Raw genomic sequence first — 22405 nt, 5'->3', positions numbered from 1 at the left:
AAGGGACTAAGCGTTTGGTTCGTGCTGCAATTGAGTATGCCATTACCAACGATCGTGAATCAGTCACCCTGGTTCATAAAGGCAACATTATGAAATTCACCGAAGGCGCATTTAAAGACTGGGGTTACCAGTTAGCGCGTGAGGAATTTGGTGGTGAGCTGATCGATGGCGGCCCTTGGGTTAAAATCAAGAATCCAAACAACGGTAAGGACATCATTGTTAAAGATGTTATTGCCGATGCTTTCCTGCAACAGATCCTGCTGCGCCCAGCTGAATATGATGTTATCGCCTGTATGAACCTGAATGGGGATTACATTTCTGATGCATTAGCTGCTCAAGTTGGCGGTATCGGTATTGCCCCTGGCGCTAACATTGGTGATGAGTGCGCATTGTTTGAAGCCACTCACGGCACTGCACCAAAATATGCCGGTCAGGATAAGGTGAACCCAGGTTCTATCATCCTGTCCGCAGAAATGATGCTGCGTCACATGGGCTGGTTCGAAGCCGCAGACCTGATTATCAAAGGCACCGAAGGCGCTATCCAGGCCAAGACCGTGACTTATGATTTCGAGCGTCTGATGGATGGCGCTAAGTTACTGAAATGTTCAGAGTTTGGCGACGCCATTATTAAGCACATGTAATAACGCTTCGAGTGCAATATCTCACGGAGGCTTCGGCTTTCGTGAGTTTTTAAAGTTCCGCTAATTGCTCCTGCAAAACTCCTGCAACCCCCCCTACAAAACTGTCTGGAAAGTAACCTGATTTAAACCGCTAAAACAGTCCATTATTTACCTCGAATCCAATCGGACTCTAGTGACCTTATTTGCCGGTTGCTTAGTGGTTTGTGCAGGCTTGTAAAGCGTTTTTTGATATATGGCCCCCATAACATAAAGAACAATGCTGTATAAAAAATGAGCTGGTATTGGTGAGGGAGAAAGATAACAGTGTCTATGCTCAGGCCAATAAGCTGTTTAACAACGCTTCAACGTCGTCTCTCGATAATCGCGACTGTTTTCCTTTGTGTCGCTGGCGCTAGCATCATGGAGAAAAGTTATGACCACAGATATTATGTTAGTTGGGGGTTACCCTGTTGATGTGCTGACACCAGAGGGTAAGGTTTCACCACTGGGGTCAGATCCTGAATACTATTTTATCCTCTCCTTAGCCGGGCAGAGTAACGCGATGAGTTACGGCGAAGGTCTGCCGTTGCCCGAGACGCTTGACGCGCCATACCCTCGCATCAAACAGCTGGCTCGTCGTGCGACTGTGACCCCCGGCGGGGAGACGTGCCAGTATAATGACCTCATTCCCGCCGACCATTGCCTGCATGATGTGCAGAACATGAGCGGGCTGAACCATCCCCATGCTGACTTAAGTAAGGGGCAATACGGTTGTGTCGGGCAGGGGTTACATATTGCCAAAAAACTGCTGCCTTATCTGCCAGCGAACGCAGGCATCCTGCTAGTGCCCTGTTGCCGCGGTGGGTCTGCTTTCACTCAGGGCTGCGACGGTTCCTACAACGAAGCAAGTGGTGCCAGTGAAGCATCATACCGCTGGGGCGTGGGTAAACCACTGTATCGGGATCTAGTGGCCCGCACCCAAGCGGCGTTGGGTAAAAATCCGCAAAATGTATTACTGGCGGTGGTGTGGATGCAGGGCGAGTTTGATATGACTTCAGCCCGCTACGCGCAACAACCGCAACTTTTTGCGCAGATGGTGAATCAGTTTCGCGCTGATTTGGCCGGTTATAGCCGCCAGTGTCCCGGATTTAGAGCCGAACTGGTGCCGTGGATTTGTGGCGATACCACCTACTACTGGAAAGAAACCTACCCTGACCCGTACGATACTGTGTTTGGCAGTTACAAAACCTGTACAGAGCCGGAGGTGTATTTTGTGTCCTTTATGACCGATGAAAAAGGTCATAACACACCAACCAATGCCCCGACAGAAGACCCGGACATCACTGCTGCTGGGTACTACGGTTCGGCTTCTCGCACTGGCAGCAACTGGACAACATCCCTGCGTAACAGCCATTTCAGTTCATGGGCGCGGCGCAATCTTATTCCTGAACGTCTGGCAACGGCTATCATCAGGTACACAGGACGGAAAACCTTATTGGCAGCGCCCTCTTTTGACCTCTGTCTGGGTGAGAAAGATAAGGCAGCGGAAAGAACCATGCTGGGATATTCACCAAAAATCATGACGGCGGGCTATAACGGGCGACGTGGTGACGGTACGCTTCAGGCTCAGGGATGGAGATTCATCAGCGGTGCCGATTTTACCCCGATTAAAAACCCGGATAATAGAGGAGGATTTGTTCTTGATATCAATAAAACGGGCAGTACCCCGTGGATTGTTGACCGATTTTCACCGATTGGCGCTGATCTGATTAAATTTGGTGGGAAACTGAGCTGTAAATTTAGGCTAACCACGGCCAAAATAACCAATCAGTTTGCTTTCGCCTTCTACTGGCAGATAGCACCGGAGGATATCCCGGCAGGTATCGCTTTCGTGGACAGCACTGTTGCGAATACCAAACCCTTTGTCATGTCGTTCTTCATTCAAACCGATGCCACCAATATCAATTTAATACATCACCGAGAAACGACCGCGAAGCTGGGGACATTCGGTGCGTTTAATCATGACTGGCATACCTTTGAACTGGTGTTCTCCGGTAAAAACAGTATCCGTGTGACGCCGCAGTTGGATGGGAGCAAAGGAACGACTTTTGACCTGGCGAATTCACCATCTACTTCCCCGATGAATGTCTTGCGATTGACATGTATTACGGCGAATGCAGTTTATCGCACTGAGCTGGCTGCGTTTGATATTCAGGTGTATCGCGACGATGGCACTATTACTTTGTCTGACGCTGATGTGTCCAGCTATGTGTATTTCCCTCCTGGATATAACGGCGGCAAAGTGATTATTCCAGATGCGACTATTGGTGTTGGCAATACCATTCAGGTGGTGGCCCATAATGCCGGAACTGTGACGCTGCAACCGGCCAGCAACTACGTATTGTTACAACCCGCAGGAGCAACAGAAGCGCTACCATTCCCCATCAATATCAATTCAAGCACCACATTGATACAAACCGGCTTAGAGGGTAAGACTTGGCGGGTCGTGTGATTGCCAAGCCATGTTTATGGTGGTGTGCAATCGACGGCCCGCAGATCAGCAAGCCGCAGAAGAGTACTGTCAGGCATAAGAGAGCTTATATCACAGGTTCAATTCAAAAGGCTTTTTAGCTTCATTCAGTCGGTCATTCATTCCATCTAAATGACCTCGCAAGCCCTACGGCAGTACATTCAGCTCATTCTGCAACTTTGTGGATAAATCAATGAATGAGCTGCGGTTCGCCATAATAATATGAAGAAAATATTTGACTGATAAGGTTAACCCTTTATCCTTTACGGCAATGTTATCCAGCATGTATCTGCCATTTAATTGTCAAAACCCAATAAATATATATATTTTTATTTTCTCTCTTAAAACAGAGGTTTATATTGTGACGAAGGATGTAGAAATTGTTAAGGCACGGCATCCGTTAGATAAGCAGCACATCAAACTGACTTATGTAACTCATTTTTACTGTAATCAGGGAAATATGGATTCTGTTGATTCTTTGTTGAAGGAATATGAATCTTACCCTGATGATATTAAGGATGCGGTAGAGTTTGTCATCGTCGATGATTGCTCACCTTTAGAGTACGAAGTAAAAGATTATGATTTGAATTTCACGTGGTTAAGAATAACCACTGATATTCAGTGGAATCAGGCTGGCTCCCGTAATCTTGGTGTGACTTACGCTAAATCCGATAAAATTATTATTACTGATTTAGACTGCTTGTTACCTGAAGATACCCTGCGTTATCTGGTTAGTGCCCGTAACCCTGGGCGCTCGCTCTATCGTATCTACCGTACAGATGAAAAGACGGGCAAGGCTTATCGCGGTCACCCGAATTTATTCTTCATGTCCAGAGCGAGATTCTTCAGACTTTATGGTTATGACGAAGAGTTCGCCGGCCATTACGGATCGGAAGATTATCGTTTTGTGAAGTTCCATAAAGACCATGGCTCTACACCGCGTTATCTGCCTAAGCAATACCGCTGTATTGAACGGAATGTTGATAGGAAGAAAAGTTACCACTCACTGGACCGTGATTTGACGCATAACGCGCCTATTGATGATCGCAAGAAAAATGAAATTGCCCTTTTTGGTGCGGAATATGGTCATAGCCGAATATTCCTTAACTTTCATTGGGAAATTAAAAAAGTGCATTCACGTCCGCCGACAGTTCCTGAACGTAAGGTGTGGTGGCGGCCAATATGGTGGTTCCGTTACCTGTTCCGTTCACTCGCGGCATAACTCTGCTTATCTAAACTATTTACCATAGTCAGCCCATGTACACGGGTTGGTATGGTAAAGATGGAGGCCAGCGATGCTGGATGCGGCCTCTTGTGGTCATTAATTTGAAGTGAGTGACTTATGATTTCTTCTGCTACTTTGCCCGGTTCGCCGCCAGCTCACCGATATATCGGCTTGTTCTCTTGTGCCACTGCATTTTTGTTAGGTATTGGTCTACCCACTTCTAATTTTATAATGAATTTGTCGATGGTATTGGCGGTCATCTGTTTACTGCTAAACCGTGACACTCGCTATGTGAAAGCCTTAGTCAAAAATCCATTGATTTGGCTACCTGCGCTCATGTTTTTGTTGTTAGCTATATCTTTGATTTGGCACCACAATCTTTACGGTAAAGTGATGGTAGGTAAGTACTCAAAACTGTTATATATCTTGCCATTAGCGATGTTTTTTGTTCTTTCTCGCTCACTTGCTAGTTATTTTGCCAAGGGCTTTTTACTGGCTAATGCCGTTATCCTGGCCGCCAGCTTGTGGGTTGGTGTGCTGCATCTGCCACTGGGCCAGATTGATCCATTAAATCCGACTGTCTTTAAATTACAAATCACACATAACTTCTTTATGGCCTTAGCGGCGGTGATATGGCTTTCGTTGGCATTTCGCAGCCAAGGGCTGAAGCGCTGGGGTTATGCTCTGCTGGTGTGCCTGGCTGTCTATAACATTATATTTATGGTGCAGGGCAGAACGGGCTATGTCGCTTTGGCTGCGGCTTTTGGCGTGTGGGGGTTACTGTCACTATCAAATCGTCAGCGTTTGGGAATGGTGATATGTGCATTTATTGTTGGAGTTATCGTGATGATGGTACCCAACCGCGCTGTTGAACGGCTGCAACAAGGTGTGACGGAGATTCAAAGTTGCCTGGCAGTCACTCATGAAGTCGATAAAGAGTCCTGTGACAGTTCGATGGGGTTGCGTACCGCATTCATGCTTGAGTCTGTGAAGCTAATAGAACAGGCTCCAGTTTTAGGCCATGGTGCCGGGGGGTTCTGGTTAAGTTTCTCTGAAGATGCATACAGTATAAACCCACATAATGAATATCTGATGCAGACTGTGCAATCAGGAATAGTCGGGTTAGCTTTATTCCTCGGATGGATGTGGTGCTATTTCCGTTCAGCTTTGCATTTGCCTGCACACCTTAGAAATGTATTGGTGGCTTTACTCTGTGCTTATTTGGCTTGTCACCTGTTTAACTCTTTCTTGCTGGATTCCTCGGAAGGGCATTTATTTATTATTCTTACAGCGATCGTTGCCAGTTATTCAGTGATGCCGCCTAAAGAACGATTAGAAATGGAACAAACAGAATAAGGCCATTCACGCAGCGAAGGTTTGTAAATCTAGAAAACAGGTGCACAAAATAGCACCTGTTTTTTTATCTGCTTAATCAGAGAGTTCGGCCGGAGAACCCAAACCTAAATTGTTGTATCCCTCTTGAAAACCAAACAACTCAAGGAACTCATAAGCCGTTGAATACATATGATACGGTGAAAAAAACATCCAGGCAAAAAGTGACAATAAAATCATAATGACAACCAGTAGGATTTTATCCAGTAACACTTTTCCTCCTTATATTATTTGGGCAATAGACTCGCTAGATTGACCCATTATGCCAACCCTGTTCTGTTGCGTAACGATAGCGTAAAACCCCTAAAAACACATGGGGCGTTCCAGTGAATATCATGTGATTTCCGTCACACAACTCAACTGTTAACGTTAACATTAGTGATTAACATCACGAAACAAACGAAGTCGATCTTCTCAAAATAAAAAGTTAACGTTAACAATAGGTGTAAATCTCCAACCGGATATCGCCATGAAACACTCTGTCCGTAGTCAATAGCTGATTTTAAGTGGCTTACTGTTTACGTTTTTCTTTACCTGGTCATCGGCATTTTCATTATTCTCCATCTGGCTTAATCAATATGTCGGGTTAAAGGGAGCAGAAACCGGCGCAACATTTTCTGCTATCGCCATAACGGCGCTATGCGCACAACCGTTATACGGGGTAATACAAGATAAGCTGGGGCTTAAAAAACATCTTTTATGGGCTATTGGTATTTTGCTGCTGATCAGTGGCCCTTTTTTTATTTATGTTTATGCCCCGTTATTGCGCGTCAATATGTTCGCCGGCGCGGTAGTGGGCGGTTTATATATGGGGATGACATTCTTTGCCGGTATTGGCGCTTTGGAATCTTATACCGAGCGAGTGAGTCGGATTAGCGGGTTTGAATTTGGTAAAGCCCGGATGTGGGGATCACTGGGTTGGGCGGGCGCAACCTTCTTTGCTGGCATGCTGTTTAATATTAATCCCAACATTAATTTCTGGATGGCTTCGGCATCGGCCGCACTATTTATACTGTTGTTGTGGCGCTTGCATGAAGTAAAAGTAGATGCAATGGGGCAATTGGAATATGGCAAGAGTAGCACCCTGACACTTCACGATACGTTGTCATTATTGCGTCTTTCACGTTTCTGGGCGCTGGTGGTGTTTGTTACGGGTGTCAGTGTTTATAACGTATATGACCAACAATTCCCGGTGTATTTCTCTTCTTTATTTGCTGATCCTCGTCACGGCAATGAAATGTACGGTTTTCTTAATTCATTACAAGTATTCCTAGAGGCGGGGGGATGTTCCTCGCTCCTTTTTTGGTTAACCGTATTGGCGCTAAGAAAGGTTTATTACTGAGTGGGTTGATTATGGCAATGCGGATATTTGGTTCAGGGCTGGCCCAGGATGCTGCCACTATTTCACTGATGAAACTCTTACATGCGGTCGAATTACCCATACTGCTGATCGCAATGTTTAAGTATATCGCTGCCAATTTTGACCCACGTCTATCAGCCACGCTGTATCTGGTGGGATTCCAGTTCGTCACTCAAGTGTGTGCCAGCCTATTTTCACCCCTGGCCGGTATGAGTTACGACCACATCGGGTTTGCGGATACTTATATGATCATGGGTGCCATTGTCCTCGGATTAACCGCTATTTCCTGTTTTATGCTGCGTGATGAGTCGCATACGGATGATCCTTCCCTGCAATTAACTATCAAGTGAGCACTATGAATTCTTTAATCGAGCGGGCCAATGATGCACTGCAAATTTTAACTTCTCAGGTTGGTCATAATTTCTATCCAAATTTTCATTTGGCCCCACCGGCAGGGTGGATGAATGACCCTAATGGATTGATTTATTACCGCGGGCAATACCATGCGTTCTATCAGCATCATCCTGATGATGCAAATTGGGGACCGATGCATTGGGGCCATGCAACCAGCCTTGATATGCTGAATTGGCAGCATCAACCCATTGCGTTGGCGCCAGGGGATTTTTGGGATAAAGATGGCTGTTTTTCGGGTTGCGCAGTAGACGATAGCGGTGTGTTAAGTCTGATTTATACCGGACATGTTTGGCTTAACGGTGAGGGGGATGACAGCGCTATTCGCGAAGTACAGTGCCTGGCGACCAGTCAGGATGGTATTCATTTTGAAAAACAAGGTGTGGTACTGACCCCGCCCGAGGGCATCATGCATTTTCGCGATCCGAAAGTGTGGTTTGAAGATGATTATTGGTGGATGGTGGTGGGCGCACGTGATGAGCGCGAACATGGGCAAGTTTTGTTATACCGCGGCAGTTCATTGCAGCAATGGCAATTTATGCAAGTTTTAGCGTGCGCAGACGACCGCATGGGATATATGTGGGAATGTCCGGATTTCTTCCCCTTTGGAAATGAACGCATTCTGATGTTTTCACCACAGGGGCTGGCAGCAAAAGGCTACCTCAACCGCAATTTGTTCCAAAGTGGTGTCTTACGCGGCAAATGGCAGCCAGGAGCCGATTTTAAGCCATCGCAGCCTTTTACAGAACTGGATCAGGGCCATGATTTTTATGAGCCTCAGTCCCTACTTACTGCTGATGGGCGGCGAGTCATTATTGGTTTGATGGATATGTGGCAATCGCCCATGCCGACAATCCGATAACTGGAGCGGCTGCCTGAGCTTGCCTCGCGAGTTAAGTATTGATTCTGAAGGGTATTTATTAATGCGCCCGGTGCGAGAAGTTGAAGCATGGCGACAATATGGTCAAACAATTTCACCCACCAGACTGGGGCAAGAGCAGTGCCTTTTGGCTGAAAACTGCCGGAGCATAGAATTGCAACTGACGTGGGATACCACAGCCAGTCATGCAGAAAAATATGGTGTACAGTTAGGTCATAGCCAAGGAATTGGCGGCAGAGTTTCTGTTTATGTGGATAATCAGGCCAATCGACTCATTCTGGATAGATATTATCCACAATATGGACTGACAGGGTATCGCAGTGTGGCGTTACCTGAACAGCGGTTATTATCATTACGTATATTTATTGATAGCTCGTCTTTGGAGGTATTTATCAATGACGGGCAAGCTTGTATGAGCAGCCGTATTTATCCAACCGAGCATGAACGCTGTTTATCCCTGTATGCAGAGAATGGTCAGGCCGAGCTACTACACGGCGAATACTGGCAGTTAGTGGCTAAATCATCACGTTAAAATTAAATGGATGCCCGCTCCAGCAGTGGGCAAGGCAACCGGTGTGTTGATCGTGATTCTCGCCCTTCAATCAAATGAAGGGCCGCTTCCCGACCAATATCATAATGAGGAAGTTGCACCGTCGTCAGCGGTGGCAAAAATAGCTCACCGATGCCGACCATATTGTCATAACCCACTACCGCGACTTGCTGTGGGATGGCAATACCTTTCGCTAACAATACTTGGTAGGCCAAAAAAGCAATACGGTCATTACCACAAATAAGCACATCAAAATCAGGCTTACCTTCAGGACAGTAGCGCTCTAACAGTGGGATTACATCCTGATAATGCTCATCCCCCCACGCCAAATGACATTGATGTAAATGTTCTATTGGTAAGGTGGATTCATGCCACGCCTTTTCAGCACCCGCACGCCGGGCTTTGCCTGCCAAAGTACATTCGGGAAGATAAACACACAGTGGCCGCTGATATCCACGGCTCAACAGCACTTTCATTGCCTGATACTGGCCATCAAAGTCATCAGGAATGTAGCTGGGGATTGAATGGTATTCGCTAACACAATTGGCCAGCACAATATTTTTATCCCGCAGGCGTTCAGGGATGGTGACTTGCCGTAGCCCCATAGACGTAAAAATAATGCCATCGGGGCGCTGGGCCAACAGTTGATTGACCGCACGCTCGCTGTCTTCCTGCGAGGTTAGATTGACCAGAAAACTATTCCAGCCAAACTCGCGAGCGGTCAACTCAATAGACAGTAATATCTCGACGGAAAAAGGGGTCGTAGCGGTATCCCAGGCCAGCACCGCGAGAGTGGAGGTTTTGGTGGTATTGCCCCGCATTTTTCGCGCGGAAAAATCAGGGACATAATTGAGGGCTTCAATGGCCTGCATGACTCGCTGATAAGTCTCTGGGCGCAGTTGTTCTGGGTTATTCATCGCCCGAGAAACTGTCATTAATGAAACTGACGCCAGATTTGCCACTTCTTTCAGCGAAGCCATTACTTTCCTCAATGAGTTATATTGCCGCTTCCATCGGTTGATTATCGTTATCTTGCCATTATTGATCAACCCGTGCGGCGGTGTTGGCTGTCGCTACCCATAAAAAGCCCTCATGAATGAGGGCGGGAGACTAGCGGTTGGCTTTATCATCAGCCTCATCAATCAAGCCATTGGCTATTTTGCTCGCATCAAGATAACGGGAAGAACTTAAGATCCCATTAAGTGTTTCTCGAACGCTGAACAGAAATTGATCATTATCTGACTCGTTAGCACATTCAACCATTAATGCGATAAGCAAAGCTTCATGGGCGATCAAATGACCTTCACCAGGTAAGTTTGCATCAGTTTCACCTTGCTGGGCGCGAACAGATGTTTGATTAAGTGATGACATAAAACTCCTTATTTAATAATTGAATAACCATCACTACTATAGCGGGGTTTCTGTTTATTGCTATGACAGATGGGAAGTCTGTCATAGCATCCATAACAGATAATGCTGTGCCTGTGCCCGCAGGCTGTATTTATTCAGATTATTTCAATAAAGTATCATCTCAACATGCCTTAATTGACCGGGCGATAAATCCGGACTGCGGCGGTGAGGCGTAAGGTGCGGTGCGCTAGCTCTTCTGCCGCTCCGGCATACTGTTCCACCATCGCTGCATTCTGATGCGTCGTTTGGTCTAACTGCCCAATTGATTGGCTAATCTGGCCAAGAGCCTGGGTCTGTTCATGAGTAGAGGTACTGATTTCACTGATTAAAGTAGAAACCTGTCCGGCCTGTTTGACGATGTTATCCATGGTCGCACCCGCATTTTGGACTAATGCACTGCCATCACGAACGCGCTCCACACTGGTTTCAATTAAATGCTTAATTTCTTTTGCTGCGGTGGAAGAGCGTTGGGCTAAATGGCGAACTTCACTGGCAACAACGGCGAAGCCGCGACCTTGTTCTCCCGCTCTGGCGGCTTCAACTGCCGCATTGAGCGCCAAAATATTTGTCTGGAAAGCAATGCCTTCAATCACACTGATAATATCGACAATTCGATGGCTGGAATCATTAATCGTGCCCATGGTTTTAATAACCTGATGCATTAATTCGCTGCCTTTTTCAGCGGCATGGCTACTCATAGCGGCTAGCGATGTGGTCTCATTAGCACTATTGGCGCTGTTTTGTACTGTTGCGACTAATTGCTCCGTCGCACTGACGATGTGTTGTAAATTAGCGGTTGCTTGTTCTGTCCGCGTTTTTAGCTCACGATTCCCCGCGGCAATTTCACTGCTGGCGGTGTTAATGCCATCAACCTGGCCGCTGACGTCATCTGTCAGAGAACGCAGATTCAATCCCAATTGATTGACACTGCGCATTAAATAGCCAATTTCATCAACACGGTTCAATTGCACATAGTCACCGGCTTGCCCGGAAGAAACATCCTGTGCTTGCTGTAAAATTGCTGCGATTGGGCGTGAAACCTGGCGTTCGAGCCAAAGTGACGTGATAAAACCACTGATAAGGGTGGTTGCTCCCAGCCCGAGTAAGGGTAAACCGGTAATACCCATCCCTTTGGCTGCCACCGTCGGCAACAGTGCCGCAGTCAATAATGCACCACGCAAACGCCAGCGTAGCGGCAGTGTTTGAAATAGTGAGAGGAAAGAGAGCCAGCCAGTGCGGACAATCAACCCTCGATGCAGCGCAATACGGCGTTGTTTGGCTTTGCCAGAGTTGAAATCGCCATATAGCGCCTCAGCGTGCTTAACTTCTTCGCGGGTGGGCGCAATTCGCACTGAAATATAGCCAGTCAAACGGCCGTCATGACGCAATGGGGTGGCATTGGCGCGCACCCAATAATAGTCGCCATTTTGACGACGATTCTTGACCAAAGATGACCAGGACAATCCCGCATTTAAGGTCTGCCACATATCAGCAAACGCCGCGGGCGGCATGTCCGGGTGCCGCACCACATTGTGAGGTTGACCGAGCAAGTTCTGATATTCAAAACCACTGGCACGAACAAAGGCAGCATTGGCGTAGGTGATATTACCTTGAATATCAGTTGTTGATTGCAAGGTGGTATCGCGACCAATGGGATACTCCTGTCGGCTGACAGGTTTGTTCACTCGCATAATAACCTCAGTAAATGGGGGATTTCATTTATAACAGTGGAATACAATAATTACTGAGAGTCATCGGCAGTCATAGATAAAACTTTATGCTTTTATTAATTAAAATTTCGATTCCCAATAATGATGCTATTTATTAGTCTTGTTGCACTTATTTAGGGCGTTTCAATATTTATAAAAAGATGAGATTTATTGTATTTATTATTTACACTTAACATTTAAACTGTGTTTTAAATGATGAAAATGTTGATTAATATGATAAAAAACAGTGTGTTATGTTTTATTTTGTTGGTTGGTTTAATGTTTGATTGGTGAGGGTTTTAAATGAGTAATCATTTGCTTTTCTATTTGTCTTTAATTGAGGGTGAATATGTATTGTTTTTGATTAAAAGTTACATAATGTCATCTTTGTTGAGTGTTTGATTTGCAGTAATTGTTAATTATGAATGTTACAATAATTATTTGTTACAGTTGCCTGCCATAACAATCTGAATAGTATTAATTAGGAATAACAAATCCCCGCGCATGCAGGGATAGCTAAGTTAGCCACAAGCAACGAATGTTGAATCAAAACTCGTTTAAGACTAAGTGACTTTTCTTTAACCCCTCTATTTTCATCAGAAAGTCGTAGATGGGGGAAAGTCGTTTAAAATCTTTGCTCAAAATATCAACCAATTGCTCGGAAAATAATATATCCATATCTCTTTGATGGCTGATCAATGCCCACGATTTTTTGTTGTACCACGCGGCCAGCTCTGGCGGCTGGTCTTTAATCAGTGGACGCTTATAGCTTTCACCTTCAATTGAGAAATTGGGGTGAATACATTTTGCTATCTTGAGAAAATCAGCAGGGGCCCGAACCAACTGTTGCCGGAAAAGTTCCATGGTAGTTCGTGATGCGCTGTAGTAACCCAGCCCATATCGCCACCAATCTGGGCCAAACTCAAAAAAGTATGTAGGTGCATCAGTCCAGTTCTTACGCGACCTTTTAAATGTCAGCCAAATATTATTGCGATAGAGTGACTTGTCGCGAGAAAAACGCGTGTCTCGGTTCATACGGGAGATGGTCTTACCAATCGCCGGACGAACTTCAAATAACTCATCAATAGTCAGCATATCTGAGCTTAAATCGGTCACCAGTTTTCGTACTGGCAGCAGTAGGTACTGATCATAGATATCACGATGCTCATCAAACCATTCCTTGTTATTGTTTTGACTAATAAGTTGTAAAAACGTAAGGCCATCCTGAGTCAAGCCGGTAAATTCACTCATAATATTCCTTTCTCTATACTGAACAGAGGGTGTTTCTGGTGCTTTTGATTGATAAAACCGTGCGCCTAAGCACACATCAAGTGATGTTATCTAATGATTGCTGTTGTGCAATCCTTAATGCGGGGGGTATAGGCAGGTGACAGCATCTTAAGCTCTTTCGCGGTACGACGGCCCACGCCCCAAACTGTCTGCGACAGGCATCAGTGCCAATAACTTGTGTTGGCGCACAGGGCCAGATAAGTCACCCCCCCCGGTTTTATGCCATAACTTGGCTGCATGGTTTACCAGTTTGGCTAATATCGAGGTTTTTAAACTTCGTAATGAGTGATCCGCAGATATTGCCGTATTCCATGGGGTTCGTAGTAGTGCGGCTGAAAAAACATTGCAGATATGGAATTAGGTTTCGAAACATACTTGTTTACAGCCGGTGTGAGCGACTAGCTAATAGTGTCAACGGTGTATATTATGCCCAAAATACGTAATCCTGAAGTAATATCCAAAAAGCTGCTAGGTGCCCTGCAACGATTTGTTGATGGACAACCAGAATGATTGTCAGGAAAATATAAAGTGACTTTTGGGGACTATAGAAAGAGCCACACGTAGATGAGGCTCTTTCTGTGTTTACTGAAAAATAAAGTGGATAAAACCAGCAATCAATAGCAAGAATGCGGTGTACTGTAAGTAGTATGTAGACATTGCTTTCATATTTACCTCCGTTGATATCATTACAGTTAATAAGCAATTTCTGCGCCATAACTAACCAGTTGATAAGTTGGGTTTTTGAGTAAACATTCAAGTGAGATAATGCACTGGATTTGGGCGTGGGCACTATTTTGGGGCATCTAACGGAAATACATTTATGGATAATGTCGTGGAAAAGAAATCAGGGGAGTTAACCTCCCCGATAGCGGATATTTAATGTAGCGCTATAAATGATTACATGTTTTATGCGGGTTTTTGCGCGGAAAGTAAGAATATCATTGGGCGTTCTTTTTCTTCATCCAAAGCGGGGTAATCTGTAATTTGCTGTGCTGTCGGGCCCCACTCTTCTAAGTGTTTAATAACAAAACCATGTTTAATCAAAAGATTAATATAAGTTCCTAATGTCCTATGTTGCTTGATAACGCCTTCAGCTAACCAATTTGTTACCCGTTCTCCTTCCGTTTGATAGCTATTGACCGGCCATGATTTTTGCCCATCATCTGCAACTAGCCAACCCGGCTGTTTGGGAGCTGTGTAGATAGGATGCTCTGCAGAAAAAATGAAACTACCACCAGGAAGTAAAGCATCATAGACCGTCGTCAATAGGGCCGGAAGGGCTTTTATATAGTGTAATGTTAGAGAGCTATACGCTAAATTATACATTTGCCGTGGGAGCTTTGTATTCTCTAAATCTTCTTGGCGATAAATGATGCTTTCATCAGTGGTCATTTCTTTAGCACGATTTAGCATTCTTTCTGAAACATCTAGCCCTAAAACCTCAGTCGCGCCTTGTGAGCGAGCGAAGCGACAAAACCAACCATAACCACAACCTAAGTCAATGACTTTATGCCCTGACAGTGGCGGGAGAATTTTACAAATGGCGGGCCACTCTGGCGCACTGTCTAACCCATCGACTGAACGGCTAAGTTTGGCGTAGCCTGAAAAAAAATCCTGATTATCATAAATATTTTGAGTCATGTATCGTCCTCTTTAATTGTTATTCCTATTGTTTCATAAAAAGCATCGCTAGTTTATCACCAATAAGATGATATTAAATAAGACCCTAAGGTCAGTGAATATTATTTTGCTTAGAATGCTTGATGTCAGATATGTGTGAATACGGTGTTGGGGTGAGAATAGCAAATACTTTACAAGTATTAACTAAAATAGCGGCGATGACTTATCTTACTAATTAACTAAAAATAGGCTAAACTTTATACAGTTCGAGTTGGCAATTCATAGTCGACCGTACGGAACCGTTTTTTAACATTTCCAAAGACTGATAAGGTATCCCTATATTGCCCGTGTAGTTGGATATTATGGTCAACCAAGGTGCTTTATCGCTGACTGGATGCTTCTCTTGAAGGAGATAGCGATGACTCCCGTACAAATACTGATTATTCTGGTGCTTACACTTTTTGCATTGTACCGTCAGTCGGTCAGTCACGAGGTATTGTTAGGCCCGGCTCGTTTTAAATGGGCGTGGGTTTACGGGATGGTCGGTCTGGTAGTGGGTGGCACATATATGCCAGCTACAGTGACTTCCTGGGTTGTTTTAGGCAGTGGTGTTTTATTTAGTATTATTATCGGTGTTTTACAAGGTCGCCTTATTGAGATCTGGCGTGAGCCTGATGGGCGTATTTTTTGCAAAGGAACACCACTGACTATTACGCTATTCCTGCTGCTTGTTGGGTCTAAATGGATTATTGGCACACTGCAGTATCTTTATAATCAACCAACTGAACAAGGTGGATTTGGTGAAATCCTGATTATGATTGCCGTTATGGCTGCATTCCAGGTTGAAATTGTCCGACGTCGTATCCGAGCTTTATATCCGGATAACCCGGTTGATTCGTTACCTGAAGGGCGATAAGAACGTGTTCTCTCAGCTAACAGTCGAGGATTGACTGTTAGCTGATATAAGCGTGTAGTAAGATTCTGAATGCCTCAAATCAATCAACAATAAAAAGCTTGGCACCGGATATCGTTGATGAGCGATGTGCTTCTGCGTGGTCTGCGACTTGGTAACTCATGCCTGCTTTTAATATAAAAATACGGCCATCAACGAGTTCAGTGCTTAATTCACCGTCAAGACACAATAATATATGCCCTTTGGAACACCAGTGATCCGCTATGTATCCCGCGCTGTATTCAACCATGCGGACCCGTATGTTACTAAAGTTCTGGGTTCTCCAATATGCAATTCCTTGATCCCCTTTGTGCTCGGTTCTGTCCACTGTAGACCAATCAGTGATGCCGAAAGGGATATCCCCTAGATTCATTTAAACTCCCTAATAGACTGACAGATGAGACTCACATTAGCTCATTAATAAAAGAAATACACAGTCTATTACCTTATTGCCAGTCCAAATTTTATAAAGTGGGCCATACTATGAGAGAAACGGTAAAGCGGAGTTATCAAGCCTATGAAAAACCCCACAATTTTCCAGTTTTTCCATTGGTATTACCCTGACGGAGGTAAATTATGGCAAGAGGTCGCTGAACGAGCGGAACATATTAGCCATCTCGGAATTAATTATGTTTGGTTACCTCCCGCGTATAAAGGTGCTTCAGGAGGGTATTCGGTTGGGTATGACACTTATGACTTATTTGATTTAGGTGAATTTGACCAGAAGGGAACTCGGGCGACGAAATACGGTGATAAAGAAGGGTTATTAAGTGCAATTAACCGACTCAAGGAAATGGATATCAAGATTCTTCTCGATGTCGTGCTCAACCATAAAATAGGTTCTGATGAAAAAGAACAGTTAAGTGTGCATAACGTTAATCCAGAAAATCGTACTGAGATCGATGATGAAGTTATTGAGGCTCAGGCATATACTCGATTCACTTTTCCTGGTCGCCATGGCACCTACTCATCCTTTATCTGGGATAAACAGTGCTTTGGTGGTGTTGACCATATTGAAGACCCTGCAGGTGAAGGCATTTTTAAGATTATAAACGATTATAGTGATGAGGGTTGGAATACAGAGGTTGACGATGAATTAGGTAATTTTGACTATCTAATGGGAGCCGATATTGACTTTCGCAACCCTGCAGTTATGGATGAGTTAACATACTGGGGGGAATGGATATTAGAGACGCTGCCAATTGATGGCTTCCGCTTGGATGCAGTAAAACATATTCCTGCATGGTTTTTTAAACAATGGATCCAGCATGTACAAAATAAAGCAGATCATAATTTGCTTATTATTGCGGAATACTGGTCACCTGATATTGAAAAGTTACAGCAGTATCTGGATCGGGTAGACGGTTCGGCAATGTTGTTTGATGTAGCTTTACATCACAAGTTTCACGAAGCTTCAAATCAAGGCGAAGATTTTGACCTCACACAAGTGTTCAGTGGGACACTAATTGAAGTTGATCCATTGCATACAATCACCATAGTCGCAAACCACGACACTCAGCCACTTCAATCGCTGGAAGCGCCTGTCGAACCTTGGTTTAAGCCGCTGGCATATGCATTGATATTAATTCGTGAGCAAGGTATCCCCTGTGTATTTTATCCGGACCTGTTCGGTGCTAGCTATGAAGATACGGGGGATGATGGGGGGACTTATCAAATAGAAATGCCAATTATTACTGAGTTGGAAAAGTTAATTCAGGCAAGAACCCGTTTCGCACATGGCGCGCAGAGCGACTATTTTGATCATAAAAATTGTATTGCTTTTGCCCGTGCCGGCACAGAGGAAGAACCCGGTTGCGTCGTTGTTCTTTCTAATGGTACTGAAAATGAAAAAACAATTCAGCTAGGGGAGGATTTAGCCAACAAAGAGTTTGCTGATTTTCTGGGCAACCACTCAGCCATTATAACTACTGATGATCACGGCGAGGCTGTATTCCCCGTCAATGGGGGAAGTGTGAGTCTTTGGGTACAGAAAGAATTTTGTGAAAATACGGCATAAATGAGTACGGTATAAATAAAGTGACTTTCTTTTTTGGAATAAGGGTTAAGTCTTTATTGTTCATCATGTTTAACTCTTATTCATTATTGTCTTAGTCTATAACGGGTCATTTGCCTGAAAGGAATAAACAACCAGGTCCATCACTGACTTATGTCTCCTGTCTCAAATTTTTCATGACAATCTTACCAGTGCAACTTAAGCGTTTTGAGCGAGTATGCTAAAATCAGCTTCTCTAAATACCAGGTGGTCAATCATGGTCTTTGTCATTCTTTGGTTTGTTATCGCAGGATTAAGTGAGTATTTGGTGTGGGGCCACCCCCTGCTGGCGGTGTCATTAGCGCTGGTTTTTGTGCTGCTTGGCGGGTATTGGATTTATCGAATCAGAAAAATTCAGGTAAGTGACGAGCATTCTGATGAAGTGAGATCAAAGTCTATCAAAAATATGAACCTTATTTTCTCTGTGGCAATGTTGGCTATCCATGCCCTTATTTTGCTGCTATTACGCTGATTGAGTCATACCTTATAGTATGGCCTGCTGCTAACTGTGCCATTGACTCCAGGCTGATATAAGTATCCAGGCTGCAATAATCCAGCACAAAACAGCCGCTGTTAGGGCAATGGATAAGCGCCAGTGCTCAATGAAAAAGTAAAGTGATATTAAGTAGATAAAATAGGGAATGATCGCCCATAACCCAAAGACGATGGTGACGCGCAGCGCCTGGGTGCTACGTTCACTACCAACAATATAATGAGCGATAAGTGCAAACGTTGGAAACAACGGAATTAAGCCAGCAATATAGTAATGACGCGTTTTCGATAATACCCCAATCAATACCACAATACTGGCACCGATCAGTGCTTTAATTAGTAGGCTCATTATTTTCTCTAACAATCATATAATAAGCTGCCGATAGAGCCTATTTCAATGAAAGACAAAGAAATTTCTATATCGACAGCATGAGTACATAGAGATATTACATGTTTTTGCGGGTTGCTATTGACGATAGCCACTTTTAATTTGAGCCAGTGTATTGGCGAAAACTTCAGCTTGAGCAGCGTCTTCAATATCGGCGATGGAACGTTCGATATTTAAAATTACTTTCCCCGCATCGGCTTGGCCGATCGCTTTAAGCAGTAGGGTCACCGTCGCTTTTAAACATGCGACTTCATTTGCTAAAGTTTCCGGGTCGGCAGAAGTGGTGAAGTCTGGATTACTCATCTTTTTTCCTGAAGTAGTAGCTTGCCTGCGGACAAGGTGATGTGGGCAACTCCGCACCACAGTGCACATAGGTGGCGTTATTAAACAATTGCTGCATTATACCATAAACTGATGATTAGCTTTGATAACATGTGCGCAATCTGCCACGGAGAGCACAAACTAAGGATGTGATGCTGTTAGGGGAGACTCCAGCTGGTTCTTGTTTTTATTCCGGTAGGATGCATTAACTTAATTAAGTTAGGTTTGTTCATAAAAAATATGTCTTTTTTGTGATGCGTAATCCGTGTCAAAACACTAATTTTTAAGGTGAATAAGGTATGGTAATAAATAAAAAATAAGAATAATTCTTACTATTAAGAATAGCGAAAAATTAACTGATTTTTAGTTGTATCAATATGTTGTGTTTCGTTGCATAAACATTAACTTTTTTTGGGCTACCATTATTTGTTTGCCGGGGTGGATACACCGAGGCAAGAAAACTCTTAAAAAAATTTTCTTTTTTTATCAGGCATTAATTGAGATACCTGCGATTTTATGGACATAGTAAAAATGATGATAAAAATAATATCTGTCAAATGATATAGATATGAATTTGCAATTATTCTGTATTCATTATTTGCCCGAAAACAAGTAATATCGTTGTCGTAAGTAAAGCATGATTAGGTTACTCCCTTATTTTTGGAGAATTTTCTTTGATTAGCGTTCTTCTTGTTGATGACCACGAACTGGTGCGCGCAGGGATACGACGCATTCTTGAAGACATCAAGGGTATCAAAGTAGCGGATGAGATGCAGTGTGGTGAAGATGCGGTAAAATGGTGCCGTAGCCATATTGTTGATATCGTTTTGATGGATATGAATATGCCCGGTATCGGCGGGTTGGAGGCAACTCGTAAAATTTTACGCTTTTCCCCAGATACCAAAGTTATCATGTTAACTATCCATACAGAAAACCCGTTACCTGCGAAAGTTATGCAGGCTGGTGCTAGTGGATATTTGAGTAAAGGTGCGGCACCACAAGATGTGGTTACTGCTATCCGAGCTGTCCATTCAGGGCAACGTTACATTGCTTCTGACATCGCACAGCAAATGGCTTTGGGGCAGTTAGAGCCGCCGACGGAAACACCTTTTAGCTGTTTGTCAGAGCGTGAATTACAAATTATGTTAATGATAACGAAAGGCCAAAAGGTGAATGAGATATCGGAGCAACTTCATCTGAGCCCAAAAACGGTGAACAGCTACCGTTATCGGATGTTTAGCAAGCTGAATATTAGTGGTGACGTTGAATTGACCCATCTGGCTATTCGCCATGGTTTGTTTAACGCGGAGACGTTATCAAATAGTGACTGATTGTTTTGATTCTAAAGAGTTTTTAAAAACTGTCACCAGCCAACCTGGTGTTTACCGTATGTATGATAAGGCGGGGACAGTTATTTATGTAGGTAAAGCAAAAGACCTTAAGAAGCGTCTGACGAGCTATTTCCGTGCTCATGTTGCGAGCCGCAAAACGGAAACATTGGTTAAAAACATTGCACAAATTGACGTCACTGTTACCCATACAGAGACTGAAGCCTTATTGCTTGAGCATAATTACATCAAGCTTTATCAACCTCGTTATAATGTGTTATTGCGGGATGATAAATCGTATCCACTCATTTTCCTCAGTGCGGATACCCATCCGCGTCTAGCCATTCATCGTGGTGCAAAGCATGAAAAAGGGGAGTATTTTGGGCCATTTCCAAACTCCTATGCGGTTCGTGAAACTTTAGCACTACTGCAAAAGCTTTTTCCTGTAAGGCAATGTGAAAACAGTGTCTATCGCAACCGGTCGCGACCTTGTCTGCAATATCAAATTGGCCGTTGTTCTGGGCCATGCGTGGCGGGGTTGGTGAGTGAAGAAGAGTATCAGCGTCAGGTCGATTATGTACGTTTGTTCCTATTAGGCAAAGACCAGCAAGTATTGACGCAACTGATTTCTCGCATGGAAGAAGCCAGCCGATTGCTACATTTTGAAGATGCGGCGCGTATTCGCGACCAAATTCAGGCTGTCCGGCGTGTTACAGAACAACAGTTTGTTTCTGGCGATAGCGAAGATCTTGATGTCATCGGTGTGGCTTTTGATGCCGGATTAGCGTGTGTTCATGTGCTATTTATTCGCCAGGGAAAGGTTCTGGGAAGTCGCAGTTATTTCCCTAAAGTCCCTGCGGGAACGGAATTGAGTGAAGTTGTTCAAACATTCGTTGGGCAGTTTTACCTACAAGGAAGCCAGGTGCGTACGCTTCCTGGTGAAATTTTGCTGGATTTCACGCTTGCGGAAAAAGACCTATTGGCATCTTCTCTTTCTGAATTGGCGGGAAGAAAAATCCAGATACAAAGCCGCCCCCGTGGTGATCGAGCCCGTTATCTCAAACTTGCGCGAACCAATGCTTCAACGGCGCTGATTACACGGTTGTCCCAGCAATCAACTATCCATCAACGAATGAAAGAGTTAGCTAAAATTCTGAACCTTGATGAGATAAATCGCATGGAATGTTTTGATATCAGCCATACGATGGGTGAGCAAACTGTTGCATCTTGCGTGGTATTTGATGCAAATGGCCCTGTACGTTCGGAATATAGGCGCTACAATATTAGTGGTATCACGCCGGGTGATGATTATGCGGCGATGTCACAAGTGCTCAAACGTCGATATGGCAAAGCATTAGATGAAAAAAAGATCCCGGATGTTATCTTTATTGATGGTGGTAAAGGTCAGTTATCTCAAGCTTTTGATGTTTTTGCTTCACTCAATGTGCCATGGGACAAGCAAAAACCGCTCTTAGTGGGTGTTGCCAAAGGAAGTGACCGAAAAGCTGGGCTGGAAACATTATTCCTGGCTACTGAAGGGGAGGGCTTTTCATTGCCGCCAGACTCGCCCGCATTACATTTGATTCAACATATTCGTGACGATTCTCATAATCATGCAATAACGGGTCATAGGCAGCGTCGCTCAAAAGTAAAAAATACTAGTGCATTAGAAATGATAGAGGGAGTTGGCCCTAAACGGCGGCAAATTCTGCTGAAGTATATGGGGGGACTGCAACCTTTACTTAATGCTAGCGTCGAGGAAATTGCAAAAGTGCCGAGTATTTCACAAGCATTGGCAGAAAAAATCTACAATGCATTGAAACACTGAAGCTAATGTTGCACCATACTCATAATATCCACACCAGCCAGATAGT

The 22405-nt window shown here is 44.2% G+C and carries 18 protein-coding genes and 2 pseudogenes; 11 read left to right on the top strand and 9 right to left on the bottom strand.

What is annotated here, in order from left to right:
- From ACNSO8_RS15160 to ACNSO8_RS15145, 4 genes are all read left to right on the top strand, one after another.
- A partial coding sequence (locus tag ACNSO8_RS15160; protein ID WP_418395127.1) for an isocitrate/isopropylmalate family dehydrogenase occupies positions 1-641 on the top strand: 641 nt, incomplete at its 5' end.
- Between the two features lie 412 nt (positions 642-1053).
- Positions 1054-3132 carry a DUF6645 domain-containing protein gene (locus ACNSO8_RS15155; RefSeq protein WP_418395126.1) on the top strand — a complete coding sequence of 693 codons (2079 nt, stop codon included), beginning with the start codon at positions 1054-1056 and terminating at the stop codon, positions 3130-3132.
- A gap of 379 nt (positions 3133-3511) precedes the next feature.
- Complete coding sequence (locus ACNSO8_RS15150) at positions 3512-4372, top strand: glycosyltransferase family A protein (RefSeq protein WP_418395125.1); 861 nt, start codon at positions 3512-3514, stop codon at positions 4370-4372.
- A 138-nt stretch (positions 4373-4510) separates the two neighbouring features.
- The gene (locus ACNSO8_RS15145; protein WP_418395129.1) at positions 4511-5731 is read left to right on the top strand and encodes an O-antigen ligase family protein; all 1221 of its coding nucleotides are present in this window, start codon (positions 4511-4513) and stop codon (positions 5729-5731) included.
- A gap of 72 nt (positions 5732-5803) precedes the next feature.
- Here the strand turns inward: ACNSO8_RS15145 and ACNSO8_RS15140 are convergent, their stop codons facing one another.
- Positions 5804-5980 carry a hypothetical protein gene (locus ACNSO8_RS15140; RefSeq protein WP_418395124.1) on the bottom strand — a complete coding sequence of 59 codons (177 nt, stop codon included), beginning with the start codon at positions 5978-5980 and terminating at the stop codon, positions 5804-5806.
- 283 nt (positions 5981-6263) lie between these two features.
- Between ACNSO8_RS15140 and ACNSO8_RS15135 the strand changes: the two are divergent.
- Together ACNSO8_RS15135 and ACNSO8_RS15130 are read left to right on the top strand one after the other, a co-directional pair.
- A pseudogene (locus tag ACNSO8_RS15135) lies at positions 6264-7477 on the top strand (MFS transporter).
- 5 nt (positions 7478-7482) lie between these two features.
- A pseudogene (locus ACNSO8_RS15130) lies at positions 7483-8950 on the top strand (glycoside hydrolase family 32 protein).
- A 2-nt stretch (positions 8951-8952) separates the two neighbouring features.
- Here ACNSO8_RS15130 and ACNSO8_RS15125 read toward each other — a convergent pair.
- From ACNSO8_RS15125 to ACNSO8_RS15105, 5 genes are all read right to left on the bottom strand, one after another.
- Positions 8953-9948, bottom strand: a complete 996-nt coding sequence (locus ACNSO8_RS15125) for a LacI family DNA-binding transcriptional regulator (RefSeq protein ID WP_418395123.1) — start codon at positions 9946-9948, stop codon at positions 8953-8955.
- A 130-nt stretch (positions 9949-10078) separates the two neighbouring features.
- Complete coding sequence (locus tag ACNSO8_RS15120) at positions 10079-10339, bottom strand: hypothetical protein (protein WP_418395122.1); 261 nt, start codon at positions 10337-10339, stop codon at positions 10079-10081.
- Between the two features lie 170 nt (positions 10340-10509).
- The gene (locus ACNSO8_RS15115) at positions 10510-12069 is read right to left on the bottom strand and encodes a methyl-accepting chemotaxis protein (protein ID WP_418395121.1); all 1560 of its coding nucleotides are present in this window, start codon (positions 12067-12069) and stop codon (positions 10510-10512) included.
- Between the two features lie 564 nt (positions 12070-12633).
- Complete coding sequence (locus ACNSO8_RS15110; RefSeq protein WP_418395128.1) at positions 12634-13341, bottom strand: DUF2461 domain-containing protein; 708 nt, start codon at positions 13339-13341, stop codon at positions 12634-12636.
- Positions 13342-14283: 942 nt separating this feature from the next.
- Entirely contained in the window at positions 14284-15018 is a 735-nt protein-coding gene (locus ACNSO8_RS15105) for a class I SAM-dependent methyltransferase (RefSeq protein ID WP_418395120.1), read from the bottom strand.
- Between the two features lie 397 nt (positions 15019-15415).
- On the opposite strand from ACNSO8_RS15105, the gene ACNSO8_RS15100 reads away from it, so the two are divergent.
- A complete protein-coding gene (locus ACNSO8_RS15100; protein ID WP_418395119.1) occupies positions 15416-15913 on the top strand; it encodes a hypothetical protein in 498 nt (165 codons plus the stop codon).
- A gap of 79 nt (positions 15914-15992) precedes the next feature.
- On the opposite strand, the gene ACNSO8_RS15095 is transcribed toward ACNSO8_RS15100, so the two are convergent.
- A complete protein-coding gene (locus ACNSO8_RS15095) occupies positions 15993-16322 on the bottom strand; it encodes a DHCW motif cupin fold protein (RefSeq protein WP_418395118.1) in 330 nt (109 codons plus the stop codon).
- Positions 16323-16466: 144 nt separating this feature from the next.
- Between ACNSO8_RS15095 and amyA the strand changes: the two genes are divergently transcribed.
- Together amyA and ACNSO8_RS15085 are read left to right on the top strand one after the other, a co-directional pair.
- On the top strand, positions 16467-17966 hold the full coding sequence (gene amyA / locus ACNSO8_RS15090; protein WP_418395117.1) for an alpha-amylase: 1500 nt from the start codon (positions 16467-16469) through the stop codon (positions 17964-17966).
- A gap of 253 nt (positions 17967-18219) precedes the next feature.
- A complete protein-coding gene (locus ACNSO8_RS15085) occupies positions 18220-18474 on the top strand; it encodes a hypothetical protein (RefSeq protein WP_418395116.1) in 255 nt (84 codons plus the stop codon).
- A 30-nt stretch (positions 18475-18504) separates the two neighbouring features.
- Here the strand turns inward: ACNSO8_RS15085 and ACNSO8_RS15080 are convergent, their stop codons facing one another.
- Positions 18505-18843, bottom strand: coding sequence for a GlpM family protein (locus tag ACNSO8_RS15080; RefSeq protein WP_418395115.1), 339 nt, complete (start codon positions 18841-18843; stop codon positions 18505-18507).
- A 117-nt stretch (positions 18844-18960) separates the two neighbouring features.
- The gene (locus ACNSO8_RS15075; protein WP_418395114.1) at positions 18961-19185 is read right to left on the bottom strand and encodes a DUF2594 family protein; all 225 of its coding nucleotides are present in this window, start codon (positions 19183-19185) and stop codon (positions 18961-18963) included.
- A 692-nt stretch (positions 19186-19877) separates the two neighbouring features.
- On the opposite strand from ACNSO8_RS15075, the gene uvrY reads away from it, so the two are divergent.
- Positions 19878-20534 (top strand): UvrY/SirA/GacA family response regulator transcription factor, encoded by a 657-nt coding sequence (gene uvrY, locus ACNSO8_RS15070; RefSeq protein ID WP_050115548.1) that lies wholly within the window; start codon positions 19878-19880, stop codon positions 20532-20534.
- Complete coding sequence (uvrC, locus tag ACNSO8_RS15065; protein ID WP_418395113.1) at positions 20527-22359, top strand: excinuclease ABC subunit UvrC; 1833 nt, start codon at positions 20527-20529, stop codon at positions 22357-22359. The genes uvrY and uvrC overlap by 8 nt, the downstream gene beginning before the upstream one ends.
- The last annotated feature ends 46 nt before the right edge of the window (positions 22360-22405 follow it).

The sequence above is a fragment of the Yersinia sp. LJYL362 genome, from assembly GCF_048323875.1.
The sequence above is the reverse complement of the archived record's forward strand: the minus strand, read 5'-3'. Positions and strand labels throughout refer to the sequence as shown.